Below are 24,926 nucleotides of genomic sequence, written 5' to 3'. Positions count from 1 at the left end.
AAAAAAATTATTATGATAGTCTGGTCACTCTTTTTACTTGCTGTAGTTTTTATTCTTGCTTTAGATTTAGGTGTCTTTAACAAAACACCTCATATTATTAGCACAAAAGAAGCCAGCAAATGGACCTTGGTTTGGGTTACTTTATCTTTCCTATTTTCGGGAGTAATTTATTGGCTATACACCACAGACTATATCGACAATCCAGATAATCTCAAACCTGCTGTTGCTTCAATGAAGTTTATTACCGGTTATTTAATCGAGCTTTCTTTGAGTGTTGACAATATCTTTGTTATTGCTATTATTTTTGCTTCTTTTAAAATTCCGCAAAAATATCAGCACCGTGTTTTATTCTGGGGAATATTAGGCGCTATTGTTTTCCGCGGATTGATGATTTTCTTCGGAGTAATGCTGATCAATAAATTTACTTGGACAACGTATGTCTTTGGAGTGTTCTTAATATTTACCGCCATAAAAATGCTTTTTTCTGGAGAAGAAGAAGATTTTCACCCAAAAGATTCTTTCATTTACAAAACATTAGGCAAAATTATACCCATTACATCAGAGACAGATGGCGAGAAATTTTTCATTTCAACCAAAACGGCAAAAAAAGCAGCTACTCCACTATTTGTAGCTTTAATTGTTATTGAAGTAATGGACGTTTTATTTGCTGTAGACAGTGTTCCTGCAATTCTTGCTATTACCAAAGATCCGTTTTTAGTATTCAGTTCGAACATTTTTGCCATTCTTGGATTACGTTCTATGTACTTCTTCTTAGCAAATATGCTGGCAAAATTCAGTTATTTAGAATACAGCTTAGTAGCAATTTTGGCTTTTGTTGGATTAAAAATGCTTTTACACGATTTCTTCCATGTTCCAGAATGGGCTTCTTTAGGATTTATTGCTTTATCTCTTCTAGTAGGAATCTTAGTTTCTCTTAAATTCGGACCAGAAAAAGTTTTAAATGATTCGTCAAGCGAAGAATAATTAGTTTCAAACATATATATTCATAAAAAAAGGAAATCGTAAGATTTCCTTTTTTTATAACCATAAGTTGTTTTTTATTACTTTTCCTATAATTTAATATTTAAATTTAAAGAAATTACACATAAATATTTATTTTAGGCTTTTTAATTAAATAATTATCATGAAAAAAAATTACTTATTTCTCATTGCAACATTCATGCTGAATGCTTTAATGTTTGCACAAACCGTTACCTTAACACCTACAGTAGTAAATAACACCAATGTAAATACTGGCCCAATCAATTTAGCTTCTGTTCCAACTTCAACCATCTCATTAAACGTTAAAGTTGATATTCCAAGCAATGTTGCTGTTACTGATTATGGAACATTAAAGATTTATTATTCTAATCTAAGTGTCACAAACGCCAATGTCGCAAGTGGCGGAGATAGCGGTACTCTATTTTTTGGTGGTGGAAAAATTGCCACTAGAAGCATTGTAATAAACTTATTTTGGAATGATTTCTTAACTTCAGGAGGATTTATTTTTGCAGAATATAAAAATCCTGCCGGTACAGCTTATAGAAGCTCAAATATAGCGATAATTAAAAACCCAACTATGAATTCAGGCACAACTCTTAATCCTCCTGCAGATGCGCCAAACCCAACAAAAATTGTCAATACATTATGCTGCAACCAAACTGTAAGACTAGGAGAAAAACCACAACCTATAACAGGATCTCAATACCTTAATCCATACGAAAGAGAACCATACGGCATAAATTCTAGATGGACATATTTTGGAAATTTGATAGGCTTAGACAATATAAACAAAACTCTAAGTCTTGACTATACAACACAACTTGGCACTTTCTCCATTCAAAGAAGTTTAGGCTATATTTATGGGGGAGAATTTCCAAACAAAAGTAATGTTGTCACCATTACAGTTATTCCTTCACCTTTAGATTCAAATTTAATATCATTATCAGACACTCCAACAGACGTTAACAACTATGCAGAATTGACAATGTCAAATCTAAAAGAAATAAATGGAAGCTCTTCAGTTATAAATTTAAATACTTTACAAAACCCTTCAAATGTACCAAAAAGAAGCGATACATATGTTAATATACAGACATATGAATGGGAATACGCAACGGCTGAAGCACCGTATTCATGGATCACCATACCTAATGAGAATTCTAGAACTTTGAGCTCATCAAAAATACCTAATCTCAGAACCGATAAAGACAATTTCTTATCAGTAAGAAGAATAGCCATTTATCAAAATTTAAGAATTTCTAGTAATTCCCTAAAAATTGTCATCAGGACAATAAGAAATAACAACACTATTTGTTGTGATCAAGAACTTAAAATAATCTCTCCACAAGAAATAGAAAAACCAACATCACTTATTGGCTCTACTGCAATTTCAAGCAAAAACACAGAATTATTTTATCAATGGCAAAAAAGACCTATTAACAATCGAGAGACCGTAAGTAATTGGTCAAATATTCCAGGAGCAACTTCTAAAGACTACCTACCTGCCCCTTTAGAATATGTAACTAATTCAAGAGGAAGCACTTCAATTCAAGAATATAGCTATAGACGAATAGCAGAAACAAATTATTACGTTGGAGGTGAGATATCTTATAGCAATGAAGTAATCATAAGTCCATCATACGAAAGATCTCCATCATCATCTATTACTGTTTACCCAAATCCTGCAAACTCAATTATAAATATTGAAGATAAAGACGCTGTTTTTTCTTTATCATATAGCACAGTTACCATAACAAATATAGCCGGTATAACTTTTAATAGTAGTTTTTCTATAATTAATCCAAACTTATTAAGTGCAGATATTTCTTCCTTAGTAACTGGTACTTATTTTATAAATATTCAAACTACAAACAATGGAAGAAGAGTTAATTTACAATTTACATTTATAAAAATTTAATAATAAATAAAAAAAGGAAATCTTTCGATTTCCTTTTTTTATATTTTTCTAAATCAATTTTAAAATTAATTTACTTGTTTAACATTACTATCATCAATGTTATATTTTTTAATTACAGCATAGTAATCTGAATAATCTGACTTGTTAACAGATTTATTAGTGTTTACAGGATCATTGCCTGGTACAACTACTATACGGAATTTTTGTCCAGTTCTTAAATCAGCAGGCACAGTATTTAACTCAAAACCCTGAAGATAAAGTTCATAATCAACTAGAGTAAAATTAAATTTATATGTAAAAAATAAGGTTCCATCATTATAATAGTGTGATTCTGGAATTTGTACCCAAACAGTACGTCCTGCACTAACTCCATCTGCTCTGTAAGCCAAAACTACATCACCTGGAAAAAGTGTAAAACCAAAAGATCTAACACCACCATTTCCATTGGCATCAAACGAGACATTATTTACATCAATAACTTCAGCAGCTACTGATTCACCTGGAATTCCCGGAGGCCCTTCTGGTCCTTCACAGCTAGAAAATGCAATTAAACCGATAACTGCAAATAAGGTAAGTATCTTTTTCATAATTATTTTTTTTAAGGATTATATATAAAGGTATTCCAAAAATTAAACCAAAAAAAGTGATTTGGCTTATTTTACCATAAAAATGTCCTTATTTTTTCACAGTCACCTGATTTCTAGCTAGTATTTTATTAAAAAATAATACGTGATACGGAAGTGAGTTTTCCCAATAATCCCAAGTATGTGCTCCTGGACGTTCTGTATAATCGTGGTCAACTTTGTTATAAACCAATCTTCTGTGCAATTCTCTATTTGGCTCGATTAAAAAATCGTCTACACCACAATCTATCACTAAAGGAAGCTTATTTGATTTTAATTTATCAGCCATTCTTAAAACAGAATTTTGTTCGTACAATTCTGTATTACCGCTTTTGTCTCCAAATACGGGCTGCATCAATTTTACAACCTGTGCAGAAGAATCTCTGTTAAGCATCGTACTCATATCTACTGCCCCACTCATACTACCTGCTGCGCAAAATAATTCTGGATGTCTGGCAGACAAGTACAATGCGCCATGTCCGCCCATAGATAGACCTGTAATAACTCTACCATTTTTGTTGGCAATTGTTTTATAAGTTTTATCTACTTTCTGAATTACTTCCTGTGTAATAAAAGTCTCAAACTGACTTTCTTTATTTACAGGACTATCAATATAAAAACTAAACGTCTCCCCTTCTGGCATTACAATAATCATATTGTATTGATCTGCTAGATTGTGAACCAGTTTTTTGTTTGGAGTATTTTTAAGCCAGTCGCTAAAATGTCCGTAAGCACCATGCAAAAGATACATTACAGGAAAAGCCGTTTTACTTTTTGCATAAGAATTTGGCAAAACTACCGCTGCTTTATAGGTTTTTCCCATTGCGGTACTGGCAATTTGAAGTGTGTCTACTTTTGCAGCATATGTCATGGTGGTAAGACAAAGCAAAAATGCAGACAATAGCATTTTAAATTTCTTCATTTTGATATTTTTTTTTCTGATTAGGGTTTGTAAATATAACTTTTTTCAGAATAAAATATATGAAAAATCCGACTTGCTTTGGAGTAAAAAAAGATAGCCACGAATTCACGAATTAATATTAAATAAAATTCGTGAATTCGTGGCTAAAAAAAACTCAAGCTAAAACTAGCTGATTATAATCTTATGCTCATGTCGGTATTGCGAAGCACTTTTACCGGTGTATTGTTTAAACGATTTACTAAAGTGGCTGAAGTTATTAAAACCACTTTCATAACAAACTTCATTTATACTCATTGGCTGTTCTGCCAAAAGTTTTGAAGCATGCACGAGACGATATTCATTTACAAACTCAGTAAATGTTTTATTGGATATCTTCTTGAAATAACGGCAGAAAGAAGGCGTAGTCATACTAACCAGACTCGAAACTTCATCTATAGAGATAGATTCCTGAAAATGATCTTTTACAAAATTGAAAACCACATTCATACGGTCATTATCCTGCGTTTGCAATTCCATCGAAAATCCGTCGGCGTTTAAAATGGTATATTCCTCAGCCGATTCCAGTTCGTCTAAAACACTCAAAAGTGTTATAAGTCTTTGAAATGGTGGCTCATTCTCCATCATTTCAATTTTCTTACCGATACGTTTTTTCGTTTCACCTCCAAAAGCGATTCCGCCTTTAGCTTGTTTCAAAATATTCTGCACCTTTTTCATTTCGGGCGCAACAAAAAAGTCGCTTCCTAAAAATTCAGGTTTAATATGGATAACGGTTTCCGTTGTATTTCCTGTTTGCTCATTTGTAAAACCGCAATGCGGCAAATTAGCTCCTATTAAAAGTAAACTACCATTGGTATAATAAGAAACATGGCTTCCTATTTGTCTTTTTCCTGCCCCACCATTTATATAGACCAACTCAATTTCTGGATGATAGTGCCATAAATGAGCTTTGCTATTGGTCTTTTCGGCGTGTTTAGCGTAGGTAAAAGAACTTCCGTATGAGTTAGTTATCACTTCAAGAGCTGGGGCAATAGTCTTCATGATAATTTCTTTAAAAAATAATAGCAAATTTAACAAAATCACCTAAAATAATTTAAATTTTAACCTATAACGGTTTCGTAAATGCGAATTTTACATTAAAATAACGTTCTTAACGCTGAAGAATTTATATCAAATTCGCCTTTTTTTTAGGGTCTTATTTTTTTTCTTCACTTTTTTTCTATTTATCTTATTTAAAACTCGATTTTATACCAATATGTTAAAATTTGTAAGAAAAATAGAAATTTTAAGAAGTATTCAGTTTTTTAAAAACTTTGAATAAAAACAATCAAATTAACAAAAACACAACATTAAAGTCAAATTTTAACATATAACGGTTTCGTAAATGAGAATATAGCATATAAATTGGAAAATATAGATGTTAAAATACCACACATGCTGCTATAACTTTGCATCAGAGAAATGAACGAAAAAAATTTAATACTATAGAATATGAAAAAGGTTATGAAATTAAGTTTAGTATTTGCAGTACTTCTAACAGGAATGAGTACATATGCAATTGATGGAAATGAAGCATTAAATCTTCATGTATTAAAAGGAAATGGCAAGGTAATTGCTTTTGGAATTAATCAATTACAAAAAGCAGTTATTAGTATATCTGATACAAATGGTAATGTAATCTATACTGAGAATGCTTCTGGTAAAGACGGAATCTTAAGAACTTTCAGTTTAGAAGAATTTCCTCAAGGAAAATATATTTTAGAGGTTGCCGACAGCTTCAAAAAAGTAAAATACGATATCACTGTTGACGCTAATAGTTCTGTTTTATCTTCAAAAGGTACAGTTTCTGTTAACTAAGAAAATATTAAGGTTAAGTGCAATTCTTCACGGCACTTAAAACTTTATACTCTAATACAGTATAAAAAGTGAGGTTAGATAGTTAGTAAGTTAAAAACTTTCAAAAGTTTTAAAAACAGCTCTTTGTGGTTACTGAGCTGTTTTTTTTTGCTCTTTACTTTTTGAGTTTTCAACTGCAAAGATTTTTTTTACCGCAAAGTTCACAAAGTTTTTTTATCAAAGATCATGCATATAAATGCAAAGTTCGCAAAGCTATATTAGGATATTATTCTATAAAATTTACTCCAAAAACCTTTGTGAACTTTGCGTTTTTTACAATCCCTCATACTAAAAATCCTAGCGCACTTTGCGCTTAAATTCACGCAGTTTTTTTACCGCAAAGTTCACAAAGATTTACACAAAGTTCGCAAAGTTTTTATTAGGATAAAGCTTTGCGAACTTTGCGTTTTTTATAATCCCTCATACTAAAAATCCTAGCGTACTTTGCGGTTAGATTCACGCAATTTTTTTACCGCAAAGGCACAATCCAAATAAAAAACTTAGAATCTCAGCATCTTAGAACCTTAGCATCTTTATAATTCCTACATTTTTTAAAGAAATCGTTATCTCAATGTAAATTAAAAATCACTAAAAACGTTGAAAAATAATAACCGAATTAACAAATACGATAAATATAATTCAAATTTTAACCTATAACGGTTTCGTAAATGAGAATATAGCATATAAATTGGAGAATATAGTATTGATTTTTTACTTACAACTGAAGTAATTTAGCATCAGAGAATTAGAACTATTAATTTAAAAACTAAATACCATGAAAAAGATTGTTAGATTGAGTTTAGTAGCAGCATTGCTTTTCACAGGAATAAGCACATATGCAATTGATGGAACAGCAGATTTTAATCTGCATGTAATTAAAGCTAATGGTAAACAAATCACTTTTGGTCTTAACCAAACGCAAAAAGCCAACTTAGCAATTTACGATAAAGATGGAACTTTAATTTATTCTGAAAGTGCTTCAGGTAAAGACGGGATTTTAAGAACTTTCAGCCTAGAAGAGTTTCCAGAAGGAACTTACTTCCTGGAAGTAGAAGACAATACAAAAAAAGCAAAATACGAAATCACTATAACCGACGAAGTTTCTGTTTTATCTAAAAACGCAGTTTCTTCTGTTTATAAAGCAGGTTTTGCTAAAAATACAAGCGTGGCAGCACGCTAAAAAGTTTATGCTTTCATAAAGTATAAAAGTGAGGTTAGATAGTTAGTAAGTTTAAAAACTTTCAAAAGTTTTAAAAACAGCTCTTTGTGGTTATAGAGCTGTTTTTTTTTACCACAAAGTTTTTTACCGCAAAGATTTACGCAAAGTTCGCAAAGTTTTTTCCACAAAGCTTTGCGAACTTTTTCGTTTTATAAACCTCTTGTATAATAATTCTTAGCGTACTTTGAGGTTAAAAACTCACTTCGTTTTTGTAAAGAAATCCTTAATCCATTGTAAACTTAAAATCAAGCAAAACATTAAAAAATAATAACTGAATTAACAAAAACATTAAAAATAATTCATGTTTTAACCTATAACGGTTTCGTAAATGAGAATATAGCATAGAAATAGGAAAACACAGTTGCGCTTTTTCAGGTATTACATAAGTAATTTAGCATCAGAGAATTAGAACTATTAATTTAAAACTAAGTACCATGAAAAAGATTGCAAAATTGAGTTTAGTAGCAGCGTTGCTTTTCACAGGAATAAGCACTTACGCAATTGATGGAAATGGAGATTTTAATCTTCATGTATTAAAAGCTAATGGAAAACTGATCACTTTCGCACTTAACAAAGTACAGAAAGCCAATTTAGCTATTTATGACAAGGACGGAACTTTAATCTACTCTGAAAGCGCATCTGGAAAAGATGGAATTTTAAGAACTTTCAGTCTAGAAGAATTTCCTGAGGGAACTTACTATTTAGAAGTAGAAGACAGTGTAAAAAGAGTAAAATATGAAATTACAATAGGAGATAATGCATCTTTATCGAGAAATGCAGTTTCTTCTGTTTACAAATCTGGTTTTGCTAAAAACACAAGTGTTGCTACACGCTAAAATTTTATACTTCAAAAAGGTATAAATTAAGGTTAGAAAATTTTAAAATTGCGCTTATAAGAAACAGCTCGTGGTGGTTACAGAGCTGTTTTTTTTTGTTTAAGAATTAAAACAGATGATGAAACAGAAAATTTCTGAAAATTATTCTTATTAATTCAACTCTTTGATTTTTAAGTGTTAAAAAATGTTTTCTAAAAATAAATCCAAAAGCCCAGTATTTACGTACATAGTTCAAACAAAATACCGAAATAATTACAATTCAATAACTTAAGCGTTTAAAAATGCTAATTTATTGCTAAAAATTAAATTTGTATTTGTAGTTTTACGCGTTCCACATTTAGTAATTAACAATTTAAAAAAAACATGACAAAATTTACCAAAGCTGGTTTAGTTGCTGCCTTTTTTTTAGCGACTGTGTTTACCTACGCCATTGATGGAAAAGGTGATTACATTTTAAATATCAAAACAGGAAATGGAAAAGTAGTTAGCTTTACTTTAGACACTGTAGAAAATGCATCTTTCTCTATCTACGACGAAAATCACAATTTACTTTATGCGGGAGAATCTGCAGCAGACAAATTAGAAGTTTCTAAAACAATTAGTTTAGAAAGTTTTCCTGCTGGAACGTATGTTTTAGAAGTGAAAGCAAACGACAAAGTTGCGAAACACGAAATTAAAGTCGCTGCTAAAAAAGTAAAGACTGTAAAGTTAGACCAATCTGTTAACCAGAGTCCATCTTTCCGTCGTTAATTTTTTGCCCCCTAAGAATTAGAAAAGCAGCCCGTACCAGGAGCTGCTTTTTTTGTTTTAGATTTTATCATTTCTTAAACTCAAACCAATTTTTACCAGTTTCCAAAAAACTACTGACTCTGACGAAATTATTATTTTTTGTGATTCTTGATATACCAAAGAATGCATAAAAGCATAGGTATAATCTAAAAAATCTATCAGTCTGAAACTTTGCCGATATTCTGGACGCACTTCATCGCTGTTTGCAAAACATATATTTCCAGATTCTTGTTCTTCTAAAAACAACAACAAACCTAAATGATTTGAAAACCTTTTTAATATATCCTTATTTATGATCGTCTTTTCAGAATTTGACTTTTGAAATATTTCAGTAAGAGTAAAAGACAGTTCTGTCGTTTTGTTTTTTATTTTTTGAATGCATAGCTCCACATCAGCATTATCAGAAAATGTAGTCTTGTTTTTTTCGCTTTGTAAAGCCTGTATTTTATCTTAATATTCCTGTATCGTCATCTTCAAAACCTTAACTGATATAAAGTTAAATGATATTTTTTCTGTAAATGAAAAACTATGTTTTAAAATCGTTTTTCATTCAAAAAAATATATAAATCATACAAAATCAATTATTTACAAAAATGGAATATAATCGACAAAACTGAATAAACATCGTTAAAATGCAGTTCATATTCTTGATTTCCATATATTTGTACATCAAAAAGCACATTAAATATATAATAAATACAGAATTTTAAAGTTTATAATTGCTTAAAGCTGTTTTTGCAGCAAAAAAAGATTTTCGAAAACAATTAAGAATACGATTAAATACCACAACCAAAACTAAACCTATGCAAAAACAACTAGCTATTTTAGTATTGTTTATCGTATTTTCATTTCGTGCGTCTGCGCAAAACGAAACTTATTATAAAACCGATAAAGTCGGCGAAAAATATGCCTATGTCGATGTCATAAGAACCTATGAAAAGGTTGCAGCAAAAGGCTACAAGTCGGTAGATTTATTTCAAAAATTGGGGAATTCATCGTATTCAAATTGCGAACTAGAAAAAGCAGCCGAATGGTACAGCGAATTATTTGCCTTAACAACCGATCTAGATCCCGTTTATTATTACCGTTATGCAGAATCATTACGTTCTATTTCTGAAAATGCAAAAGCTGATGCCCTGATTGAAAAATTAAAACGCAAACCAAAAACTTCGATAAAAAGCAAAGTTTAATAAAGCTTGAATTGATATAAAAAAACCTCTCAGGAATGAGAGGTTTTTTGTTTTATTACGTTTCCATAATTAGTGATGAAAACCCTAGAAATCTATTTTTTAATTATTTTCTTTGAGATTAAAGCTCCATTAACTTTTGCTTTCAGTAAATAGGCTCCTTGGCCTAATTTAGATATATCAATTTTATCATTTAAACCCAATTCGTCACTAATTAGTAATCTTCCATTTAAATCAAAAATTTGGAAACTTTCAATCTTAACGTTATTTTCAGCTTTTACATTTATAAAATCATTTGATGGATTTGGATAAAAAACTAATGGTGATTTATTTTCTATTAATGGAATACTTAAATTATTAGCATACTTCCATAATGCATTATCTTTTGCATAATAGAGATAGTCATTAAAAGAAACAAAACTTATTACATTGTCCAATACACTAATTTGCTGCAAGGAATTTAATTTTGAATTAAAAATATATCCCTTTGTAAATCGATCCTTATCTATTGATGCTATATAATATTCGTTATCATTAATTTTAGAAAAAATAGAGGTATCTACCAAGTCTATAAAAATAAAAGGCTTTTCTATATCCTTTGACAGTTCTCCTAAATTTGTTACTGTATAATCAGCAAGATTTAATGACATTAAAGAAGCGTTTCCTGTTTCATTTGCTGAAGAAAAAAGCAACGAAGTATCTGTTTTAGAAAAATTTGAAGGAGGAAAATAGTGGTTGCTCATTTTACTGTATATTTCAGTTATATTGTTATTCACCGAATCAAATTTCCATATTGACAATTTGTTCAAATTAGCAGAAAAAAACATAAAATATAAATTGTTTCCTGCCTCAATAGCACTTCCATGCTGCACCAAATCCAATTGCGCATTCCAAACGTTTCCTATCGTTTTGGTGTTTTCAATTGTTCCATCTGTTTCATGTAGATAATATCTGCTAATAAAATATAATTTCCCATTATGTTCAATATATTGTGTCAACCCTGGCGTCCCTGCAGAGTCAGATCCGTTTCCATCTATTAAAGGTGTTATCGGGAAAGTACCCTCCAAGGTACCATTGCTCCTCCAAACTCTAGAATTACTTGTTCCATAAGGGCCATCTGGGTCATACGGTTGAAATGTAAATATAAAAGTGTCATTACATTTCCCCTGAAAAGTTGGAGTATTTACACAAGGTAAGTTATCTTTAGCTAATACCGTTCCCGCTGCTGTCCCATCGGTTTTCCAAACTTGTAATTTATCATCTTCCTTAATTAAAAAATAGATCAAATTACCAACGGCTGTAAGCTTAGAAACTCTACCTTTAATAAAGCTTGTTACTTTTACAGTACCAGCTTCGGTTCCGTCCGTTTTCCAAATTTCTCCAGCAGAGCTTTCATCTTTTGCAATAAAATATAAACTATTATTAATTTCTGCACTTCCTGCTAACGTCCATTCAATCGAAGATTCTGAACCCGGATATATGTCTTTTATTAGTTTTGTATTTGAAGTAGTTCCATCACTCAGCCATATTTCGGCACCAGTATCGACTTCACTTGCTCCAAATATCAGCTTACCATTAAATTGCTTAAATCCCCATGCATAGCTTGTAAAATCGTATATTTTTTGCTGAGCATGAATCTTTATAATTGCAAATGCGAAAAAAATTAGGAGTAATTTTATTTTCATATATTAATATTTATTTAAACTGAAATGTAAATATATACTTTTATCAAAAACAGACTACAGAAAAATCTTAAAAACAAAAAAACTCCCATTTCTGAAAGCTTTTTGTTTTTACGATAATAGTTCCACAACCTTATCATTTCAATTAATCCGATATTTTATAATCGGTAAACTTATAAGTATTGTCCTTTTTTCCCATTAATTCAATAGATTGAAAATTAACACCTTGATCTGTAACTTGATAATCATAAACATCTATTACGCCATCATAGTTATGTAGTTCATAATACTTTCCGTTTTCAACCCACCATTTACCATTTTCAGTAATTTGATCGACTTTACCGTTTTCGTACATCGCAACAAAAAGTAAGACACTTGTTCCGTTTTCAAAACGACATGACACCCAATATTTATTTACTCCTTCTTGCTGTTGTCCCATTTCAGAGCCTTTCCAGCACCCAAAAAGTTTCGGGTCATATGTTTTCTTTTCCGCCTTATTAGTTGCTTTTATATCTTGCTTAACCTTTGTCTGGCTAAAACTCAAGCTTGTAATAAATAGCAATCCTAAAATAAAAATGCTTTTTTTCATTTAAAATTAATTTCTGAAGTTAGATATAGTTTTTGGTTTTTATAATTTATTTGCCTTTCGGCGAAAGCTTTTCAGCCCTATTTTTCTGATTGCTAATATATACAAACAAATTTCTTCTAAATTGAGGAAAGACGTAAAACGATATTTTTTTTGTAAAAGAAAAAACCTCTCATTTCTGAGAGGTTTCTATATTCTTAAAAAGCTTACTATTTATCTTTTAGCAATTTCTCTAAATACTCAATCTTATCTTTTTCTGCTTGAAGCAAACGCTCGTAAAGTTTTTTATTTTCTTCTACCGTTTCCATTAATTTATCTAACGGATTGAAAGTGCAATGATTTCCAAAATGTACATTACTATCTTTCGTATCATTAAAAGTATTGAAATAATTAATTGCAGCTTCGTCCGAAAAATTCTTGATAGCTTCAACCGATACACCAAGCGCTTTTGCCACCTCAACAAGTTTTTCGTCATCAATGGTTTCGCTATTTTCCATAGCCGAAATCGCCTGCTGATTTGTTCCTAAAGCCTGTGCCAAAGCTTCCTGCTTCATATCTCGAAGTTCACGAATACGGCTTATTTTTCGCCCTATATGATTTGGTTTTGTTAGTGTGCTCATAATTCAAAGATAATAATAAAGTCTCAAAATTGGTAAAATGTAAAAAACAGATTTTACGCCGTGCGATACGACAAAAAATGAATGGATACAGCAAAATTTATCTCTTCCTTCGCCGAATCAAACAAAAGTACAATTTTTCTTATAATAAATTTATAATAGTAAATCATTTAAAAATATACGCCTTATGGAAACAAACGAAACAGAAAAGCTACAAAAACTACAAAAATTAACCGCTCAGTATTTTACAACGCTAAAACCAACCAATGAAGCCAATTCTTATACCGCAAAAGTTAAAGTGGTTAATTATTTAGAACTCGGTTGTCTTATTACCGATTTACTTAAATTATGCATTCTGGCGCTTGATAACGACATGCATAATTTTTCTAAAAAAGATAAAAGTGCGACTATTAATGTGAGTCTTATTTTAGAAACGGTTCTGCATCTGTTTCCTATGGATGAAATGGAGTTTTTGGGGTTTGTGGGGGAGGTTCGTTCCGAAAATTGATTTTTATTTATAGTTTTCAAAATCAAGAGATAAGAACAAAATAAAGACAACTTACAACTTAATAAAAATCATTAACTTTGACGCCCTAATAAAAACCTATATTTGCAATAATAAACTTTTATATATGAAATCATAATCTTAACAACAATGTGATCCTTTAATCTTTAAATAATTACAGAATTTGAAATAAAGTAGGAAAATATTTTATTAATTCATTTTTTATATATCTTTGAGATTATATTCTTTTTTATATGTGGAAAAATGAATTACCTTCTGGATGTCCTCCAAAAAATGCAATTGAGCAAAAAGTAGAAGTTTATAGAGTGTTAAATAATAGCGAGCCTGAAGAGACAGATTTTCAAAACTATTATCAGCTTTATCCAGAAAATATAAGATATAAATCTCTATGTAAAGCTTATGCTTTGTCATTTTATGACTCTATAGAAAATGCAATTTCTGCAGTAGAACGGTCTACAACTCTCCAAAAATGTACCCATATTGGTAAATATATTATTGATAACTCACATGGAGTTTGTGAATTTAAAGAATCAAACGGTCATTATAGTGTGTGGCTTTATGACTCTTGGAATTATAATAATTTCCCACCCGTAACCATAACTCCAATTTGATGGAAATTAATCAAAAATATAGTATTGATGGACTAAACTTCGATTTCGAGGTTATTGATTCATTGGAGTTTACAGATGTACCATATTTATTGCTGGAACGTGACAAGATAGGCAATAGGTATTTGAGCTATTTAATCGAAAGTGATGACGAAAGTGAATTTAGAGCTTACGTTCAAATTTCAGAGTCAAAATTTAAATCTTTAGTATCAAAATCATTATTTATTAAAGACGTATTTGAAGAACCTGAAAATAATTGCTTAATAATAATAAAATTTTCTCTTTATAGTGGAATGTCATTAGAATCTTTTCTGATACCTTCGACAGAATCGCAATATAAATTCTCTGCTTTAAATTATTTTTTAGATTATGATGATGAAGAAATTATTAGTGAATATGAGATTATAGATTACTCTATTAAAAGACAAAAACTTGTATTTGATTTTTATTTACATAGTCAAAACTTAATTCAAAGCATAAAACCTTATGCTTTATATAAAGTTTTTACCCCTTTAGTTGAAATTATTAAAAATTTAGTGGGCTTTGACAATAGGAATGCTGATGAAATTCTTGCATTTTCCAACCTAAGACATAGTTCTCTTGGCATAACAATTGAACTTAACTATAGTAAAGATCTTTTTCTAGAAAAAGAAAACGAGGCCATGTTAATTTTAATCGACTTGTTAAATGCAGAAAAAACAGAGGACTTTGAAAGTATTGTAGGAAGAACCAAAGATACAAAATATATAAAGCATTATAAATCAATAATAAAAGCAATCATAGAAAATAATGCTGATTTGAATACAGTTTTTGCACATCCTTTGACACACGAATTAAAAAGAAGCTCATTAGATAAGGAAAAAGCTTTAAAAGCAAAGGCTGTTGTTGAGGAATCATTTGATATTATTGAAGATGTAGAAGAAATAACTGGAAGATTTTTAGAGATCGATATAGATGCACAAGAACCTTCATTTAAGATTATTCCCAATGATGATGAAAGCCCGCTTAAAGGAAAATTTGAAACTTCACTTCTAGAAAAATTAAAAACAGATTTAGTAAATTTAGGAAGTGAAGAATATTTATTTATAATTAAGACACTTTATCACCCTGAAACTATAGTCAAATCCGAAGAAATTAAAAGATATATGGTTGATTATAAAAAGAAAAATTAAGCTTCGACTAAGAAGCTTTTTTTATTAAAACCTCTCGAATACAGTAACTCTTTCATTATATTTTTCGTCACTATAATTTAAAATATTATAAAAAAATCTCTCATTATATGAGAGGTTTTTATCTATAGATATAAAATAGTAAAATCTACATATTCCTTCTATACTGCCCCCCCACTTCAAACAACGCCGAAGTAATCTGACCCAAAGAACAAACCTTTGTAGCTTCCATTAAATGATCGAATAAGTTTTCGTTTTTAATAGCGGCTTGCTGTAACGTATTTAAATGTTCGTTTACTTTTTCTTCGTGGAATTTATGCAGATTATCCAACATCGTAATTTGATATTGTTTTTCTTCTTCGGTGGCACGAATTACTTCTGCCGGAATTACCGTTGGCGAACCTTTTGAGCTCAGGAATGTATTTACACCAACAATCGGGAAATCGCCGTTGTGTTTTAAAGTTTCGTAATACAAACTCTCTTCCTGAATTTTAGATCTCTGGTACATCGTTTCCATTGCACCTAGAACTCCTCCTCTTTCTGTAATTCTGTCGAATTCTTGTAAAACCGCTGCTTCAACTAAATCGGTTAATTCTTCGATGATAAATGAACCCTGAATTGGGTTTTCATTTTTGGCTAAACCTAATTCTTTATTAATAATCAGCTGAATCGCCATGGCACGACGTACAGATTCTTCTGTTGGTGTTGTAATCGCTTCATCGTAAGCATTGGTGTGCAATGAATTACAGTTATCATAAATGGCGTATAAAGCCTGTAAAGTTGTTCTAATATCATTGAAATCAATTTCCTGCGCGTGTAACGAACGTCCAGAAGTTTGAATATGGTATTTCAGCATTTGTGCTCTTTCGTTGGCTCCGTATTTGTTTTTCATGGCTTTTGCCCAAATTTTACGCGCCACACGACCAATTACAGAATATTCTGGATCTACTCCATTCGAGAAGAAAAATGATAAATTCGGACCAAAATCGTTGATGCTCATTCCGCGGCTCAAATAATATTCCACGTAAGTGAAACCATTTGAAAGCGTAAAAGCCAGCTGCGTAATTGGGTTTGCTCCTGCCTCGGCAATATGATATCCTGAAATCGAAACCGAATAGAAATTACGAACGTTTTTAGTAATAAAATATTCCTGAACGTCGCCCATTAATCGCAAAGCAAACTCGGTTGAGAAAATACAAGTATTCTGCGCTTGATCTTCTTTTAAAATATCGGCCTGAACCGTTCCACGAACTTGCGATAATGTTTTGATTTTTATCTCGTTATAAACTTCCAAAGGCAAAACCTGATCTCCCGTAACGCCCAAAAGCATTAATCCCAAACCATTGTTTCCGGCAGGAAGTTCACCTTGGTATTTCGGTCTTTCGATTCCTTTTTCTTTATATAATTTGTTGATTTTAGCTTCAACTTCTTTTTCTAATTCGTTGGCTTTAATGTAAATCTCACATTGCTGATCGATTGCGGCATTCATAAAGAAACCTAACAACATTGGCGCAGGCCCATTAATCGTCATACTTACCGAAGTTAATGCATGAACCAAATCGAAACCTGAATATAGTTTTTTAGCATCATCCAAACAGCAGATTGAAACTCCGGCATTTCCAATTTTTCCGTAAATATCCGGACGCAAATCTGGATCATTTCCGTATAAAGTTACACTATCAAAAGCTGTCGAAAGACGTTTTGCAGGCATTCCTGCACTTACGTAGTGAAAACGTTTATTGGTTCTTTCCGGTCCGCCCTCGCCCGCAAACATTCTTGACGGATCTTCGCCTTCACGCTTAAACGGATACAATCCCGAAGCAAAAGGAAATTCTCCAGGAACATTTTCCTGTAAATTCCAACGCAAGATATCGCCCCAACCTTCATATTTAGGCAAAGCAATTTTCGGAATTTGTAAATGCGATAAACTTTCAGAATGCGTTGCAATCTTAATTTCTTTATCGCGAACTTTAAACGAGTAAACTGGATTTTTGTATTTCGCTACTTTTTCATCCCAATTCAGGATAATTTCCCAATTGTACGGATCTAAGTCCATTTTTACTTTATCGAATTGATTTAGTAAAAGATTTAAAAAGATTCTATTTTCGTCATGTTCTTGAAATCCTGCTGTTAAAACAAAAGAATCATCAATTCCTGCTTTATTAATTTGAGGAACTTTTCCAGAAACAGATTCTATCGTTTTAAAAATTCCGTATAATTTTTGCGCTACTTTTTGTTGCGAAAGCGCAATTTCATCATAAGATCTATTATTCTCTGCAATTTCAGATAAATAACGCGTTCTGTGTGGCGGAATCACGAAGATTTTCTCGCTCATTTCTTTAGTGATTTCAAAAGTCGATTTCAATTCAGAATTCGTTTTTTCGACCACTTTATCCATGATCGCTTTATAAAGCGTGTTCATTCCAGGATCGTTAAACTGCGAAGCAATCGTTCCGAAAACTGGCATTTCGTCTGGACTTTTATCCCAAAGACTGTGATTTCTTTGATATTGTTTTTTTACATCGCGTAAAGCATCCAATGCGCCACGTTTATCAAATTTATTTAAAGCCACTAAATCGGCAAAATCAAGCATGTCGATTTTTTCCAATTGTGTTGCCGCTCCAAATTCTGGTGTCATTACATATAAAGAAACATCAGAATGATCCATAATTTCGGTATCAGACTGTCCAATTCCTGAAGTTTCCAGAATAATCAAATCGTATTTTGCTGCTTTCAAAACCTGAATGGCTTCGGCTACATATTTAGACAAAGCCAAATTCGACTGACGAGTTGCCAGCGAACGCATATAAACACGAGGATTATTAATGGCATTCATACGGATTCTGTCTCCTAAAAGTGCTCCTCCTGTTTTTCTCTTCGAAGGATCGACAGAAATTAATCCGATTGTTTTTTCTGGGAAATCAATTAAAAAGCGGCGAACCAATTCGTCAACCAAAGAAGATTTTCCGGCACCGCCCGTTCCTGTAATTCCTAAAACTGGAATTTTAGAAGTAGCATTGCTTTCGTGAATTTTATCAAAAACAGGTTTTGCTATTTCTGGGAAATTTTCTGCTGCCGAAATTAAACGGGCAATTGCGGTTGGAATTTTATTTTCTATATGATCGATTTCTCCGTTTAGTTTATCTCCAATAGGAAAATCGGCGCGCTGCACCAAATCATTAATCATTCCCTGAAGTCCTAAAGAACGGCCATCGTCAGGAGAATAAATTCTGGTAATACCATATTCATGTAATTCTGATATTTCACTTGGAAGGATTACTCCACCTCCGCCTCCGAAAATTTTAATATGCCCCGCTCCTTTTTCGCGAAGCAAATCATACATATATTTAAAGTACTCATTATGTCCGCCTTGATACGAAGTCATTGCAATGGCGTTGGCATCTTCTTGAATAGCGGTATTTACCACTTCTTCAACGCTTCTGTCATGACCAAGGTGAATTACTTCAACCCCTGTTGACTGAATAATACGGCGCATAATATTGATGGCGGCATCATGCCCGTCAAAAAGTGAAGCAGCGGTAACAATTCTTACTTTATTTTTAGGAATATATGGTATTTGTTGTTCCATTTTATGAATATGATAATTTTAAGCGACCAATGTACAAATTATTTTAATATTTGATTAGCCAAATAGCATTATGTTAATAAAAAAGAAAATATTTTTTCTTCAATATAAAGGTAATAATTCTTGATACTAATTGATATAAGTTAAGGAAAGCTTAAAGACATGGCAATTTCGCAACATTTAAATAAAATCTGGAAACACGTTTTGAGCACTCCCATAGTAATTTAGCATTGTAGAAAAGCCCCAAATTTTTACCAACGACTTACGTAGAAAAGTAATAACGTAAAAATTAAAAAAATGAAAACATTTTATTCATTCACCGTAATCTTAAGTTTGAGTTTTTTTGTATTTTCTTTTAACAGAATTGAAAACAATAGTTTTAAATATAAAAAAGCTTCAAATCATTTAACCGTTTACCACAATCAAAATGATGTAAACGAAATTTCGAACGATTTCTTCAAAAGATATTCAGATTTGAAAAGATATAAATCTGATGTCATGTCATTATACAAAACTAGAACTCTTGGCACAATCTGGTTTGACGAAGACGAAATCAACGAGTTTGGCTCTGCTTTGTATGAAAAAGCAAAAAAAACAAATGATTTAATTATTCCTTATCAAAAAGAAATAGACCAATTGTTTAGTACTTCATCAGATAAAAGTACACTTTCTCAAACTGATGCAGATATGCTTTTGAGTTCATTATATATAGTGTACACTAAAAAAAGCAATGCCGACAAGAAAAAATTGGCTTATGATACTATGCTAAAAGATTTCTTAAACTACAGCACATTAGAAGAGGAAGAAAAAACAGCAGTTGCATCAAATGAAAAAGTAGAATTTGACCAATATTACAAATTGCAAGATGCTCTTAAAAAATACAAAAGATTAGAAAAATCTAGCAAATACAAACCTATTGTTCCGGCAGAGTCTCCTTATAAAGAGTTACGTCCAGATGCGGTTTCAAACACTATTTCGCAAGTTAGAACTCGTTTGTATTTATTAGGAGATTTGAAAACAGATTCTAAAAGTGATGTTTATGATCGTGAATTGATGGATGCTGTGATGAAATACAAAGTTCGTAACGGATTTAAACCCAATTATATTCTAGCAGAAGAGCATATTAATGAAATGAATATTCCGCTTGAAGATAAAGTGGCAACTTTAAAACTTAACATGGAAAGATGTCGTGAGATTTCGGACAAAATTGCTGCCACAGATGAATATGTTTTGGTTAATGTTCCTTCTTATGAATTGTTTTATGTTAAGAACGGAAAAGTAGTATTGAAATCGAGTGTTTTTGTTGGAGCTCCTCTTACCAAAACAACCATTTTTAATGGAGAAATTGACCGAATCGTATTTAGCCCTTACTGGACAGTACCACAAAGTATTGTACAAAACGAGTTGAGATCTAAAATTGCTGCAGATCCAAATTATCTTGCAGAGAAAAACATGGAAATGGTTAATGGTCAAGTACGACAAAAACCAGGTCCAGATAATTCTTTAGGATTGGTAAAATTTATGTTCCCAAATCCAGATGATATTTATATGCACGATACGCCATCTAAAACTCTGTTCGATTTTGAAAAAAGAACTTTCAGCCACGGATGTATTAATGTAAAAATGGCAAAAGAATTGGCTGTTGCCATGCTGAAAGATTATCCAGAATGGAATCAGGCAAAAATTGACAAAGCGATGGCGGGTAAAGTAGAAAACAGTTTTAAACTATCTAAAAAAGTACCAATTTTCATTACTTATTTTACTTCATTGGTAAATGAAAACGGAGAAATTGGTTTCTTTCAAGATGTTTACGAAAAAGATGCAGAATTAAATAATCAATTGTCTCTTACTGTAAATTAATACAAAACGACATACATAAAATAATAATCGGGAATTCATTCAGTTGAGTTTCCGATTTTTTTATTTAAAAAATGTCTTAAGTTATTAGTTTTAAAACTTTTAAAGCCTTTTATATTTTTATTTCTGTCGCAACTTTGCATCGTAATACTACCACTAGCATTAAATTAAAAACAATAGATCATGAAAACAGAAAATATTGAAGGTTTATCATTGTTTGAAATAAATTTATTGATACAACAAGGCGGAAGATTTGTAATGTTTCCAAATCTGATGACAAAACTTAAAGGCTACACTATTTATTTTATTCGTCCTGACGAAAAAACAATTAAATACGCATTAAAACATTTCTTTAAAAATATAACGCTTGGCTGGCGCGCACTTCTGTTAAGGCCATCTTACATTTCAAAATCCTTATTCTATTTGACATTTGGCGGTAAAGATTGCACTCAGTATATTTTAGCCAATTTAAAACAGATTAATCCAATCAATAACCCCAATTTATACTGTGTACAGTACGTTTAAACACCTTTTTTGTCCCATAAATTTTTAATTGTACAATTTGAAAATAAAAAAGTATCAGAGTAACAGGAAAGCCTACATCCTGAGAACAAAATGATTCTAATGCTTATTAGTACAAAATTTAAAATCATCTTATATTTATTATAAGGTGATTTTTTTGTCTTATTCTATTATTTTTAAAACCTATTGAGACTGGTATGATTATGCGTTAAAGAGAGATTTGCAAATCTTTTTTAATAGAAAATCAACAATGAAAAAATACATTTTAATTTCTAGTCTTATTGTCTCAATTCTCCTTATTTCATGTAATAATTTCAAATCAGAAAGCTCAATTACTTCCGACGGTATCAGCAAACCTAAACCGCCAAAGGCCGTAGGTCCTCCACGTATATTATTTATTGGAAATAGTCATATGGAATATTTTGTAAGCAGTCCCACTCTATTTCAGGAATTATGTAATGCCAATAATCAAAATATAAATATTCAGCAGCTGATAACAATAGGTGTTCCGCTCAATAAAGTTTATTTCACTAATAAAACAGAGGCCGACCAAAATTTTTCCAATATAGATAAGGATGGAAACTATTATGATTATGTTATAATTCAGGAATCGACACCAATTGCACTAACAAACCTTTCTAAGTATAGAGACAACTTGAAATTATTTGCAGAAAAAATACATAAGAACAGCCCAGATGCCGCAATTTATGTTTATCAAAATATGTCTCCCTTATCTTATGCAAACTCAGAATACAATAATTATTATACAGAACTACGTAAAAATACCATTCTAGCTGCCGCTTTTATTAAAAATGCAGGTGTATTAAGAGTAGGTGACGCTGTTAAAGATGCATATGAAGGCCAAAGCGGTTATAAGTATCTAACAGGTAATAAAGACAATCTCCGTGACGGCAAAAACACTCTTCATTTTATAAACGATGGCGGTTTTTTACAGGCCGTTTTAATATATTCTACAATATTTGATAAAACACCAATTATCCCTAAAAAACTTCTTTTAAGTACGGGAACTGGTGATAATGACAATATGAGAAAGCAAGAAGTAGCAAAAGCAGTGACCAATCCTAAGGCTCTGGAGGAAATTGCTTTTAGTAATAGATAAATTAGCTTAAATCTGCTTATTGGATTTCATATCAAATTCTCAATGCACAATTTAATGTCCTAAACTAACACTTTTAAAACTTATCAAGGTCCTAATTGTTGTCGATTAAAAAGAGATTTGCCAAAATTTTTTTTATCTAAAAAAATAGTGAACCTTTTTAATTAAAATTACAATGAAAAAACACTTTTTAGTATTTGGTATTGTTGCAATCCTTTTTTCAGCTTGCAATAACAAAACGACTTCTACTGAAAATTCGACAGCAACTTCAGAGAAAATGGCACATCCTAAAGCTCCAAAAGCAGAAGGAAGTCCAAGAATATTATTTATCGGAAACAGCCATACTGATTTTTTTGTAAGTTCTCCAGTATTGTTTGGTGAAATTTGTAAAGCGAACAATCAGCCAATGATCATTGATCAATTGGTTACTATGGGCGTTTCTGTTGAAAAAATTTATGCAGATCATAAAAAACAAGCCGATGAAAACTTTGCCAAAACCGACAAAGATGGCAACTATTATGATTATGTAGTTATTCAGGAATCTACTCCTGTAGCTTTGGCTGAACTAGATAAATATCAGGCAAATGTAAAAATGATTACAGATAAAATACGCAAAAACAGTCCTGATGCTGCATTTTATATCTATGAAGGAATGTCTCCACTGCCTATTACCGATTCAGAATACAAAGATTATTTCGACGAAATTCGTAAAAATGCAATTGCTGTTGTGGAAACAACAAAAAACTCAGGTTTGCTAAGAGTGGGCGATGCAGTCAATGATGCATATAATGGTAAAAACGATTATAAATATCTAGTTGGGAATAAAGATAACCTCCGTTACGGAGAAAACACATTACATCTTTTAAATGATGGCGGTTATTTGCAAGGAGCATTGCTTTTTGCAACAATATTCGATAAGAAACCGATAATGCCAAAAGAACTTACTTTATGTACTGGAACTGGAGATAATGATGACATGAAAAAACAAGATGTCAGCAAAGCAATTAGTAATCCAAAAGCTTTAGAAGAAATTGCTTTTAGTAACAGATAAGTTTTTAAATAATAGTAATTTAAAAAAATCACCTTGTAAAATTTATAAGGTGATTTTTTATTTAATATAAAACACTGAATATCAATTAAATTTATTCTTATTTTAGCTTTATCAATTTCACCTAAAACTAAATTTATGGAAGATTCAAACGAGTTAGTACAAAGACAGAGCTGGCTAAACAGAAACTGGAAATGGTTTATTCCCAGCGGATGTTTGACGCTTTTAGTATTAGCGGCTTTATTTATTGGAGGAATTTTCTATGAAGTAACTTCGGTTCTTAAAGATTCGGAAGCCTATAAAGAATCTATGATAGCTGTAGAGAATAATAAACTCGTAGTGGAAAAACTCGGTTCGCCTGTCGAAACAGACGGAATGGTTTCTGGAACCGTCACTTCACATAATGAGGTACGAACTTGCGATGTACAGGTTCCGTTGAAAGGTCCGAAAGGCAAGGGAACTTTATTTATTGTAGGCGAAAAAAGAGGTACTTGGAAATACTCTGAAATGTCGGTTTATATTAAAAATACAGATGAGAAAATAGATTTATTGAAAAAATAAAAATAGATTTGACCAAGTAAAATTTATTAAATGAAATCTTTTTTTAGTCTATTCATATTCTTTTTAGTTTGTATCTCTTCTTTTGCACAATCTGCCAAAAATTACCAAGTTTACGCCAATCAAATCAAACAATTCTCAAAACCTTCGAGAATATTGAATAAGAATATTGACGCACATGGAGATGGATATGTTGAATTTACAAATGCTAAAAACCAAATACTTCGTTTCCGATTGCATAATAATAAGCTACAGCAAGGATCTTGCAGTATCGCTTTTGAAATATATTATTATGAAAACAATTTTCTAAAAAGAATTGAATCGTTTGACAAAAATGGAAATCTAATTGGATGTCTTTTAAAACTGAACGGTGAAGCTATCACAGAATATACAATTGAAAAACCAGACTTGTATCTAAAAAAGAAAAAACTCATTGATGATGCAGAAGGAAACATTAGCATGAAAGATGACTCTAGCGAAAAAATTATTCGTGTTCGTTACTTTAATGCCAATAATGCACCTATAGAACAGCCTAAACCTATTTACATTTCGAGCAAAACCTATTGGGAGTTTAATATTCGAATGTCTTGGCCGTAATTTTGAGACCTAATTTCGCTTATGTTAAGTTTACAACAAAATGTTACTTTGCTTTAAATAAAAT

General features: G+C 31.4%; 23 protein-coding genes. 16 read left to right on the top strand and 7 right to left on the bottom strand.

Annotation, left to right across the window (positions count from 1 at the left end):
* The first annotated feature begins 12 nt into the window (after positions 1-12).
* Together SOM12_RS15170 and SOM12_RS15165 are read left to right on the top strand one after the other, a co-directional pair.
* Entirely contained in the window at positions 13-984 is a 972-nt protein-coding gene (locus SOM12_RS15170; RefSeq protein WP_320494058.1) for a TerC family protein, read from the top strand.
* 160 nt (positions 985-1,144) lie between these two features.
* Positions 1,145-2,920 carry a T9SS type A sorting domain-containing protein gene (locus SOM12_RS15165; RefSeq protein ID WP_320494056.1) on the top strand — a complete coding sequence of 592 codons (1,776 nt, stop codon included), beginning with the start codon at positions 1,145-1,147 and terminating at the stop codon, positions 2,918-2,920.
* A gap of 65 nt (positions 2,921-2,985) precedes the next feature.
* Here SOM12_RS15165 and SOM12_RS15160 read toward each other — a convergent pair whose 3' ends face one another.
* From SOM12_RS15160 to SOM12_RS15150, 3 genes are all read right to left on the bottom strand, one after another.
* Positions 2,986-3,507, bottom strand: coding sequence for a hypothetical protein (locus SOM12_RS15160; protein ID WP_320494055.1), 522 nt, complete (start codon positions 3,505-3,507; stop codon positions 2,986-2,988).
* A gap of 88 nt (positions 3,508-3,595) precedes the next feature.
* On the bottom strand, positions 3,596-4,465 hold the full coding sequence (locus SOM12_RS15155; RefSeq protein WP_320494054.1) for an alpha/beta hydrolase: 870 nt from the start codon (positions 4,463-4,465) through the stop codon (positions 3,596-3,598).
* 165 nt (positions 4,466-4,630) lie between these two features.
* Positions 4,631-5,503 carry an AraC family transcriptional regulator gene (locus tag SOM12_RS15150; RefSeq protein ID WP_095929875.1) on the bottom strand — a complete coding sequence of 291 codons (873 nt, stop codon included), beginning with the start codon at positions 5,501-5,503 and terminating at the stop codon, positions 4,631-4,633.
* A 450-nt stretch (positions 5,504-5,953) separates the two neighbouring features.
* On the opposite strand from SOM12_RS15150, the gene SOM12_RS15145 reads away from it, so the two are divergent.
* The 5 genes from SOM12_RS15145 to SOM12_RS15125 all read left to right on the top strand — a co-directional run bounded on the left by SOM12_RS15145 (position 5,954) and on the right by SOM12_RS15125 (position 10,392).
* A complete protein-coding gene (locus SOM12_RS15145; RefSeq protein ID WP_095929874.1) occupies positions 5,954-6,319 on the top strand; it encodes a DUF3244 domain-containing protein in 366 nt (121 codons plus the stop codon).
* Positions 6,320-7,133: 814 nt separating this feature from the next.
* Positions 7,134-7,538, top strand: a complete 405-nt coding sequence (locus SOM12_RS15140; protein WP_320494053.1) for a T9SS type A sorting domain-containing protein — start codon at positions 7,134-7,136, stop codon at positions 7,536-7,538.
* A gap of 473 nt (positions 7,539-8,011) precedes the next feature.
* Positions 8,012-8,413 carry a DUF3244 domain-containing protein gene (locus tag SOM12_RS15135; protein ID WP_095929872.1) on the top strand — a complete coding sequence of 134 codons (402 nt, stop codon included), beginning with the start codon at positions 8,012-8,014 and terminating at the stop codon, positions 8,411-8,413.
* 363 nt (positions 8,414-8,776) lie between these two features.
* A complete protein-coding gene (locus SOM12_RS15130; protein ID WP_111375919.1) occupies positions 8,777-9,163 on the top strand; it encodes a secretion protein in 387 nt (128 codons plus the stop codon).
* An 842-nt stretch (positions 9,164-10,005) separates the two neighbouring features.
* A complete protein-coding gene (locus SOM12_RS15125; RefSeq protein WP_095929868.1) occupies positions 10,006-10,392 on the top strand; it encodes a flagellar motor protein MotB in 387 nt (128 codons plus the stop codon).
* A 92-nt stretch (positions 10,393-10,484) separates the two neighbouring features.
* Here SOM12_RS15125 and SOM12_RS15120 read toward each other — a convergent pair whose 3' ends face one another.
* From SOM12_RS15120 to SOM12_RS15110, 3 genes are all read right to left on the bottom strand, one after another.
* Positions 10,485-12,074, bottom strand: coding sequence for a T9SS type A sorting domain-containing protein (locus tag SOM12_RS15120; RefSeq protein WP_320494049.1), 1,590 nt, complete (start codon positions 12,072-12,074; stop codon positions 10,485-10,487).
* A 142-nt stretch (positions 12,075-12,216) separates the two neighbouring features.
* Positions 12,217-12,660: a hypothetical protein gene (locus SOM12_RS15115; protein ID WP_320494048.1), complete on the bottom strand. Its 444-nt coding sequence runs from the start codon at positions 12,658-12,660 to the stop codon at positions 12,217-12,219.
* Positions 12,661-12,866: 206 nt separating this feature from the next.
* The gene (locus tag SOM12_RS15110; protein ID WP_320494047.1) at positions 12,867-13,277 is read right to left on the bottom strand and encodes a helix-turn-helix transcriptional regulator; all 411 of its coding nucleotides are present in this window, start codon (positions 13,275-13,277) and stop codon (positions 12,867-12,869) included.
* 184 nt (positions 13,278-13,461) lie between these two features.
* On the opposite strand from SOM12_RS15110, the gene SOM12_RS15105 reads away from it, so the two are divergent.
* The 3 genes from SOM12_RS15105 to SOM12_RS15095 all read left to right on the top strand — a co-directional run bounded on the left by SOM12_RS15105 (position 13,462) and on the right by SOM12_RS15095 (position 15,580).
* Positions 13,462-13,782, top strand: a complete 321-nt coding sequence (locus SOM12_RS15105) for a hypothetical protein (RefSeq protein WP_320494045.1) — start codon at positions 13,462-13,464, stop codon at positions 13,780-13,782.
* Positions 13,783-14,033: 251 nt separating this feature from the next.
* A complete protein-coding gene (locus tag SOM12_RS15100; RefSeq protein WP_095953129.1) occupies positions 14,034-14,411 on the top strand; it encodes a hypothetical protein in 378 nt (125 codons plus the stop codon).
* On the top strand, positions 14,411-15,580 hold the full coding sequence (locus tag SOM12_RS15095) for a hypothetical protein (protein ID WP_095953128.1): 1,170 nt from the start codon (positions 14,411-14,413) through the stop codon (positions 15,578-15,580). Before SOM12_RS15100 ends, SOM12_RS15095 begins: the two co-directional genes overlap by 1 nt.
* A 145-nt stretch (positions 15,581-15,725) precedes the next feature.
* Here SOM12_RS15095 and SOM12_RS15090 read toward each other — a convergent pair whose 3' ends face one another.
* Complete coding sequence (locus SOM12_RS15090; RefSeq protein WP_320494042.1) at positions 15,726-19,166, bottom strand: methylmalonyl-CoA mutase family protein; 3,441 nt, start codon at positions 19,164-19,166, stop codon at positions 15,726-15,728.
* Positions 19,167-19,460: 294 nt separating this feature from the next.
* Here SOM12_RS15090 and SOM12_RS15085 point away from each other — a divergent pair, with 294 nt between their 5' ends.
* The 6 genes from SOM12_RS15085 (at position 19,461) to SOM12_RS15060 (ending at position 24,862) form a co-directional block, all read left to right on the top strand.
* Complete coding sequence (locus SOM12_RS15085; RefSeq protein ID WP_320494041.1) at positions 19,461-21,023, top strand: L,D-transpeptidase family protein; 1,563 nt, start codon at positions 19,461-19,463, stop codon at positions 21,021-21,023.
* 180 nt (positions 21,024-21,203) lie between these two features.
* The gene (locus SOM12_RS15080; RefSeq protein WP_320494040.1) at positions 21,204-21,545 is read left to right on the top strand and encodes a hypothetical protein; all 342 of its coding nucleotides are present in this window, start codon (positions 21,204-21,206) and stop codon (positions 21,543-21,545) included.
* A gap of 247 nt (positions 21,546-21,792) precedes the next feature.
* Positions 21,793-22,662 carry a hypothetical protein gene (locus tag SOM12_RS15075; protein WP_320494039.1) on the top strand — a complete coding sequence of 290 codons (870 nt, stop codon included), beginning with the start codon at positions 21,793-21,795 and terminating at the stop codon, positions 22,660-22,662.
* Positions 22,663-22,834: 172 nt separating this feature from the next.
* Positions 22,835-23,710 carry a hypothetical protein gene (locus tag SOM12_RS15070; protein ID WP_320494038.1) on the top strand — a complete coding sequence of 292 codons (876 nt, stop codon included), beginning with the start codon at positions 22,835-22,837 and terminating at the stop codon, positions 23,708-23,710.
* Between the two features lie 135 nt (positions 23,711-23,845).
* On the top strand, positions 23,846-24,268 hold the full coding sequence (locus SOM12_RS15065) for a cytochrome c oxidase assembly factor Coa1 family protein (protein ID WP_095929857.1): 423 nt from the start codon (positions 23,846-23,848) through the stop codon (positions 24,266-24,268).
* A gap of 30 nt (positions 24,269-24,298) precedes the next feature.
* The gene (locus SOM12_RS15060; protein WP_320494036.1) at positions 24,299-24,862 is read left to right on the top strand and encodes a hypothetical protein; all 564 of its coding nucleotides are present in this window, start codon (positions 24,299-24,301) and stop codon (positions 24,860-24,862) included.
* Positions 24,863-24,926: the final 64 nt, after the last annotated feature.

Source organism: Flavobacterium sp. CFBP9031, from assembly GCF_034044945.1.
Classification (GTDB): Bacteria; Bacteroidota; Bacteroidia; order Flavobacteriales; family Flavobacteriaceae; genus Flavobacterium.
This window is presented reverse-complemented; position numbering and strand designations above follow the sequence as displayed.

Coding starts and splice junctions, on each gene's coding strand:
- SOM12_RS15145 (WP_095929874.1), top strand. CDS start 5,954: ATGAAAAAGGTTATGAAATTAAGTTTAGTATTTGCAGTACTTCTAACA.
- SOM12_RS15080 (WP_320494040.1), top strand. CDS start 21,204: ATGAAAACAGAAAATATTGAAGGTTTATCATTGTTTGAAATAAATTTA.
- SOM12_RS15070 (WP_320494038.1), top strand. CDS start 22,835: ATGAAAAAACACTTTTTAGTATTTGGTATTGTTGCAATCCTTTTTTCA.
- SOM12_RS15085 (WP_320494041.1), top strand. CDS start 19,461: ATGAAAACATTTTATTCATTCACCGTAATCTTAAGTTTGAGTTTTTTT.
- SOM12_RS15090 (WP_320494042.1), bottom strand. CDS start 19,166: ATGGAACAACAAATACCATATATTCCTAAAAATAAAGTAAGAATTGTT.
- SOM12_RS15160 (WP_320494055.1), bottom strand. CDS start 3,507: ATGAAAAAGATACTTACCTTATTTGCAGTTATCGGTTTAATTGCATTT.
- SOM12_RS15060 (WP_320494036.1), top strand. CDS start 24,299: ATGAAATCTTTTTTTAGTCTATTCATATTCTTTTTAGTTTGTATCTCT.
- SOM12_RS15105 (WP_320494045.1), top strand. CDS start 13,462: ATGGAAACAAACGAAACAGAAAAGCTACAAAAACTACAAAAATTAACC.
- SOM12_RS15065 (WP_095929857.1), top strand. CDS start 23,846: ATGGAAGATTCAAACGAGTTAGTACAAAGACAGAGCTGGCTAAACAGA.
- SOM12_RS15075 (WP_320494039.1), top strand. CDS start 21,793: ATGAAAAAATACATTTTAATTTCTAGTCTTATTGTCTCAATTCTCCTT.
- SOM12_RS15125 (WP_095929868.1), top strand. CDS start 10,006: ATGCAAAAACAACTAGCTATTTTAGTATTGTTTATCGTATTTTCATTT.
- SOM12_RS15170 (WP_320494058.1), top strand. CDS start 13: ATGATAGTCTGGTCACTCTTTTTACTTGCTGTAGTTTTTATTCTTGCT.
- SOM12_RS15155 (WP_320494054.1), bottom strand. CDS start 4,465: ATGAAGAAATTTAAAATGCTATTGTCTGCATTTTTGCTTTGTCTTACC.
- SOM12_RS15140 (WP_320494053.1), top strand. CDS start 7,134: ATGAAAAAGATTGTTAGATTGAGTTTAGTAGCAGCATTGCTTTTCACA.
- SOM12_RS15095 (WP_095953128.1), top strand. CDS start 14,411: ATGGAAATTAATCAAAAATATAGTATTGATGGACTAAACTTCGATTTC.
- SOM12_RS15110 (WP_320494047.1), bottom strand. CDS start 13,277: ATGAGCACACTAACAAAACCAAATCATATAGGGCGAAAAATAAGCCGT.
- SOM12_RS15115 (WP_320494048.1), bottom strand. CDS start 12,660: ATGAAAAAAAGCATTTTTATTTTAGGATTGCTATTTATTACAAGCTTG.
- SOM12_RS15100 (WP_095953129.1), top strand. CDS start 14,034: ATGTGGAAAAATGAATTACCTTCTGGATGTCCTCCAAAAAATGCAATT.
- SOM12_RS15130 (WP_111375919.1), top strand. CDS start 8,777: ATGACAAAATTTACCAAAGCTGGTTTAGTTGCTGCCTTTTTTTTAGCG.
- SOM12_RS15150 (WP_095929875.1), bottom strand. CDS start 5,503: ATGAAGACTATTGCCCCAGCTCTTGAAGTGATAACTAACTCATACGGA.
- SOM12_RS15135 (WP_095929872.1), top strand. CDS start 8,012: ATGAAAAAGATTGCAAAATTGAGTTTAGTAGCAGCGTTGCTTTTCACA.
- SOM12_RS15165 (WP_320494056.1), top strand. CDS start 1,145: ATGAAAAAAAATTACTTATTTCTCATTGCAACATTCATGCTGAATGCT.
- SOM12_RS15120 (WP_320494049.1), bottom strand. CDS start 12,074: ATGAAAATAAAATTACTCCTAATTTTTTTCGCATTTGCAATTATAAAG.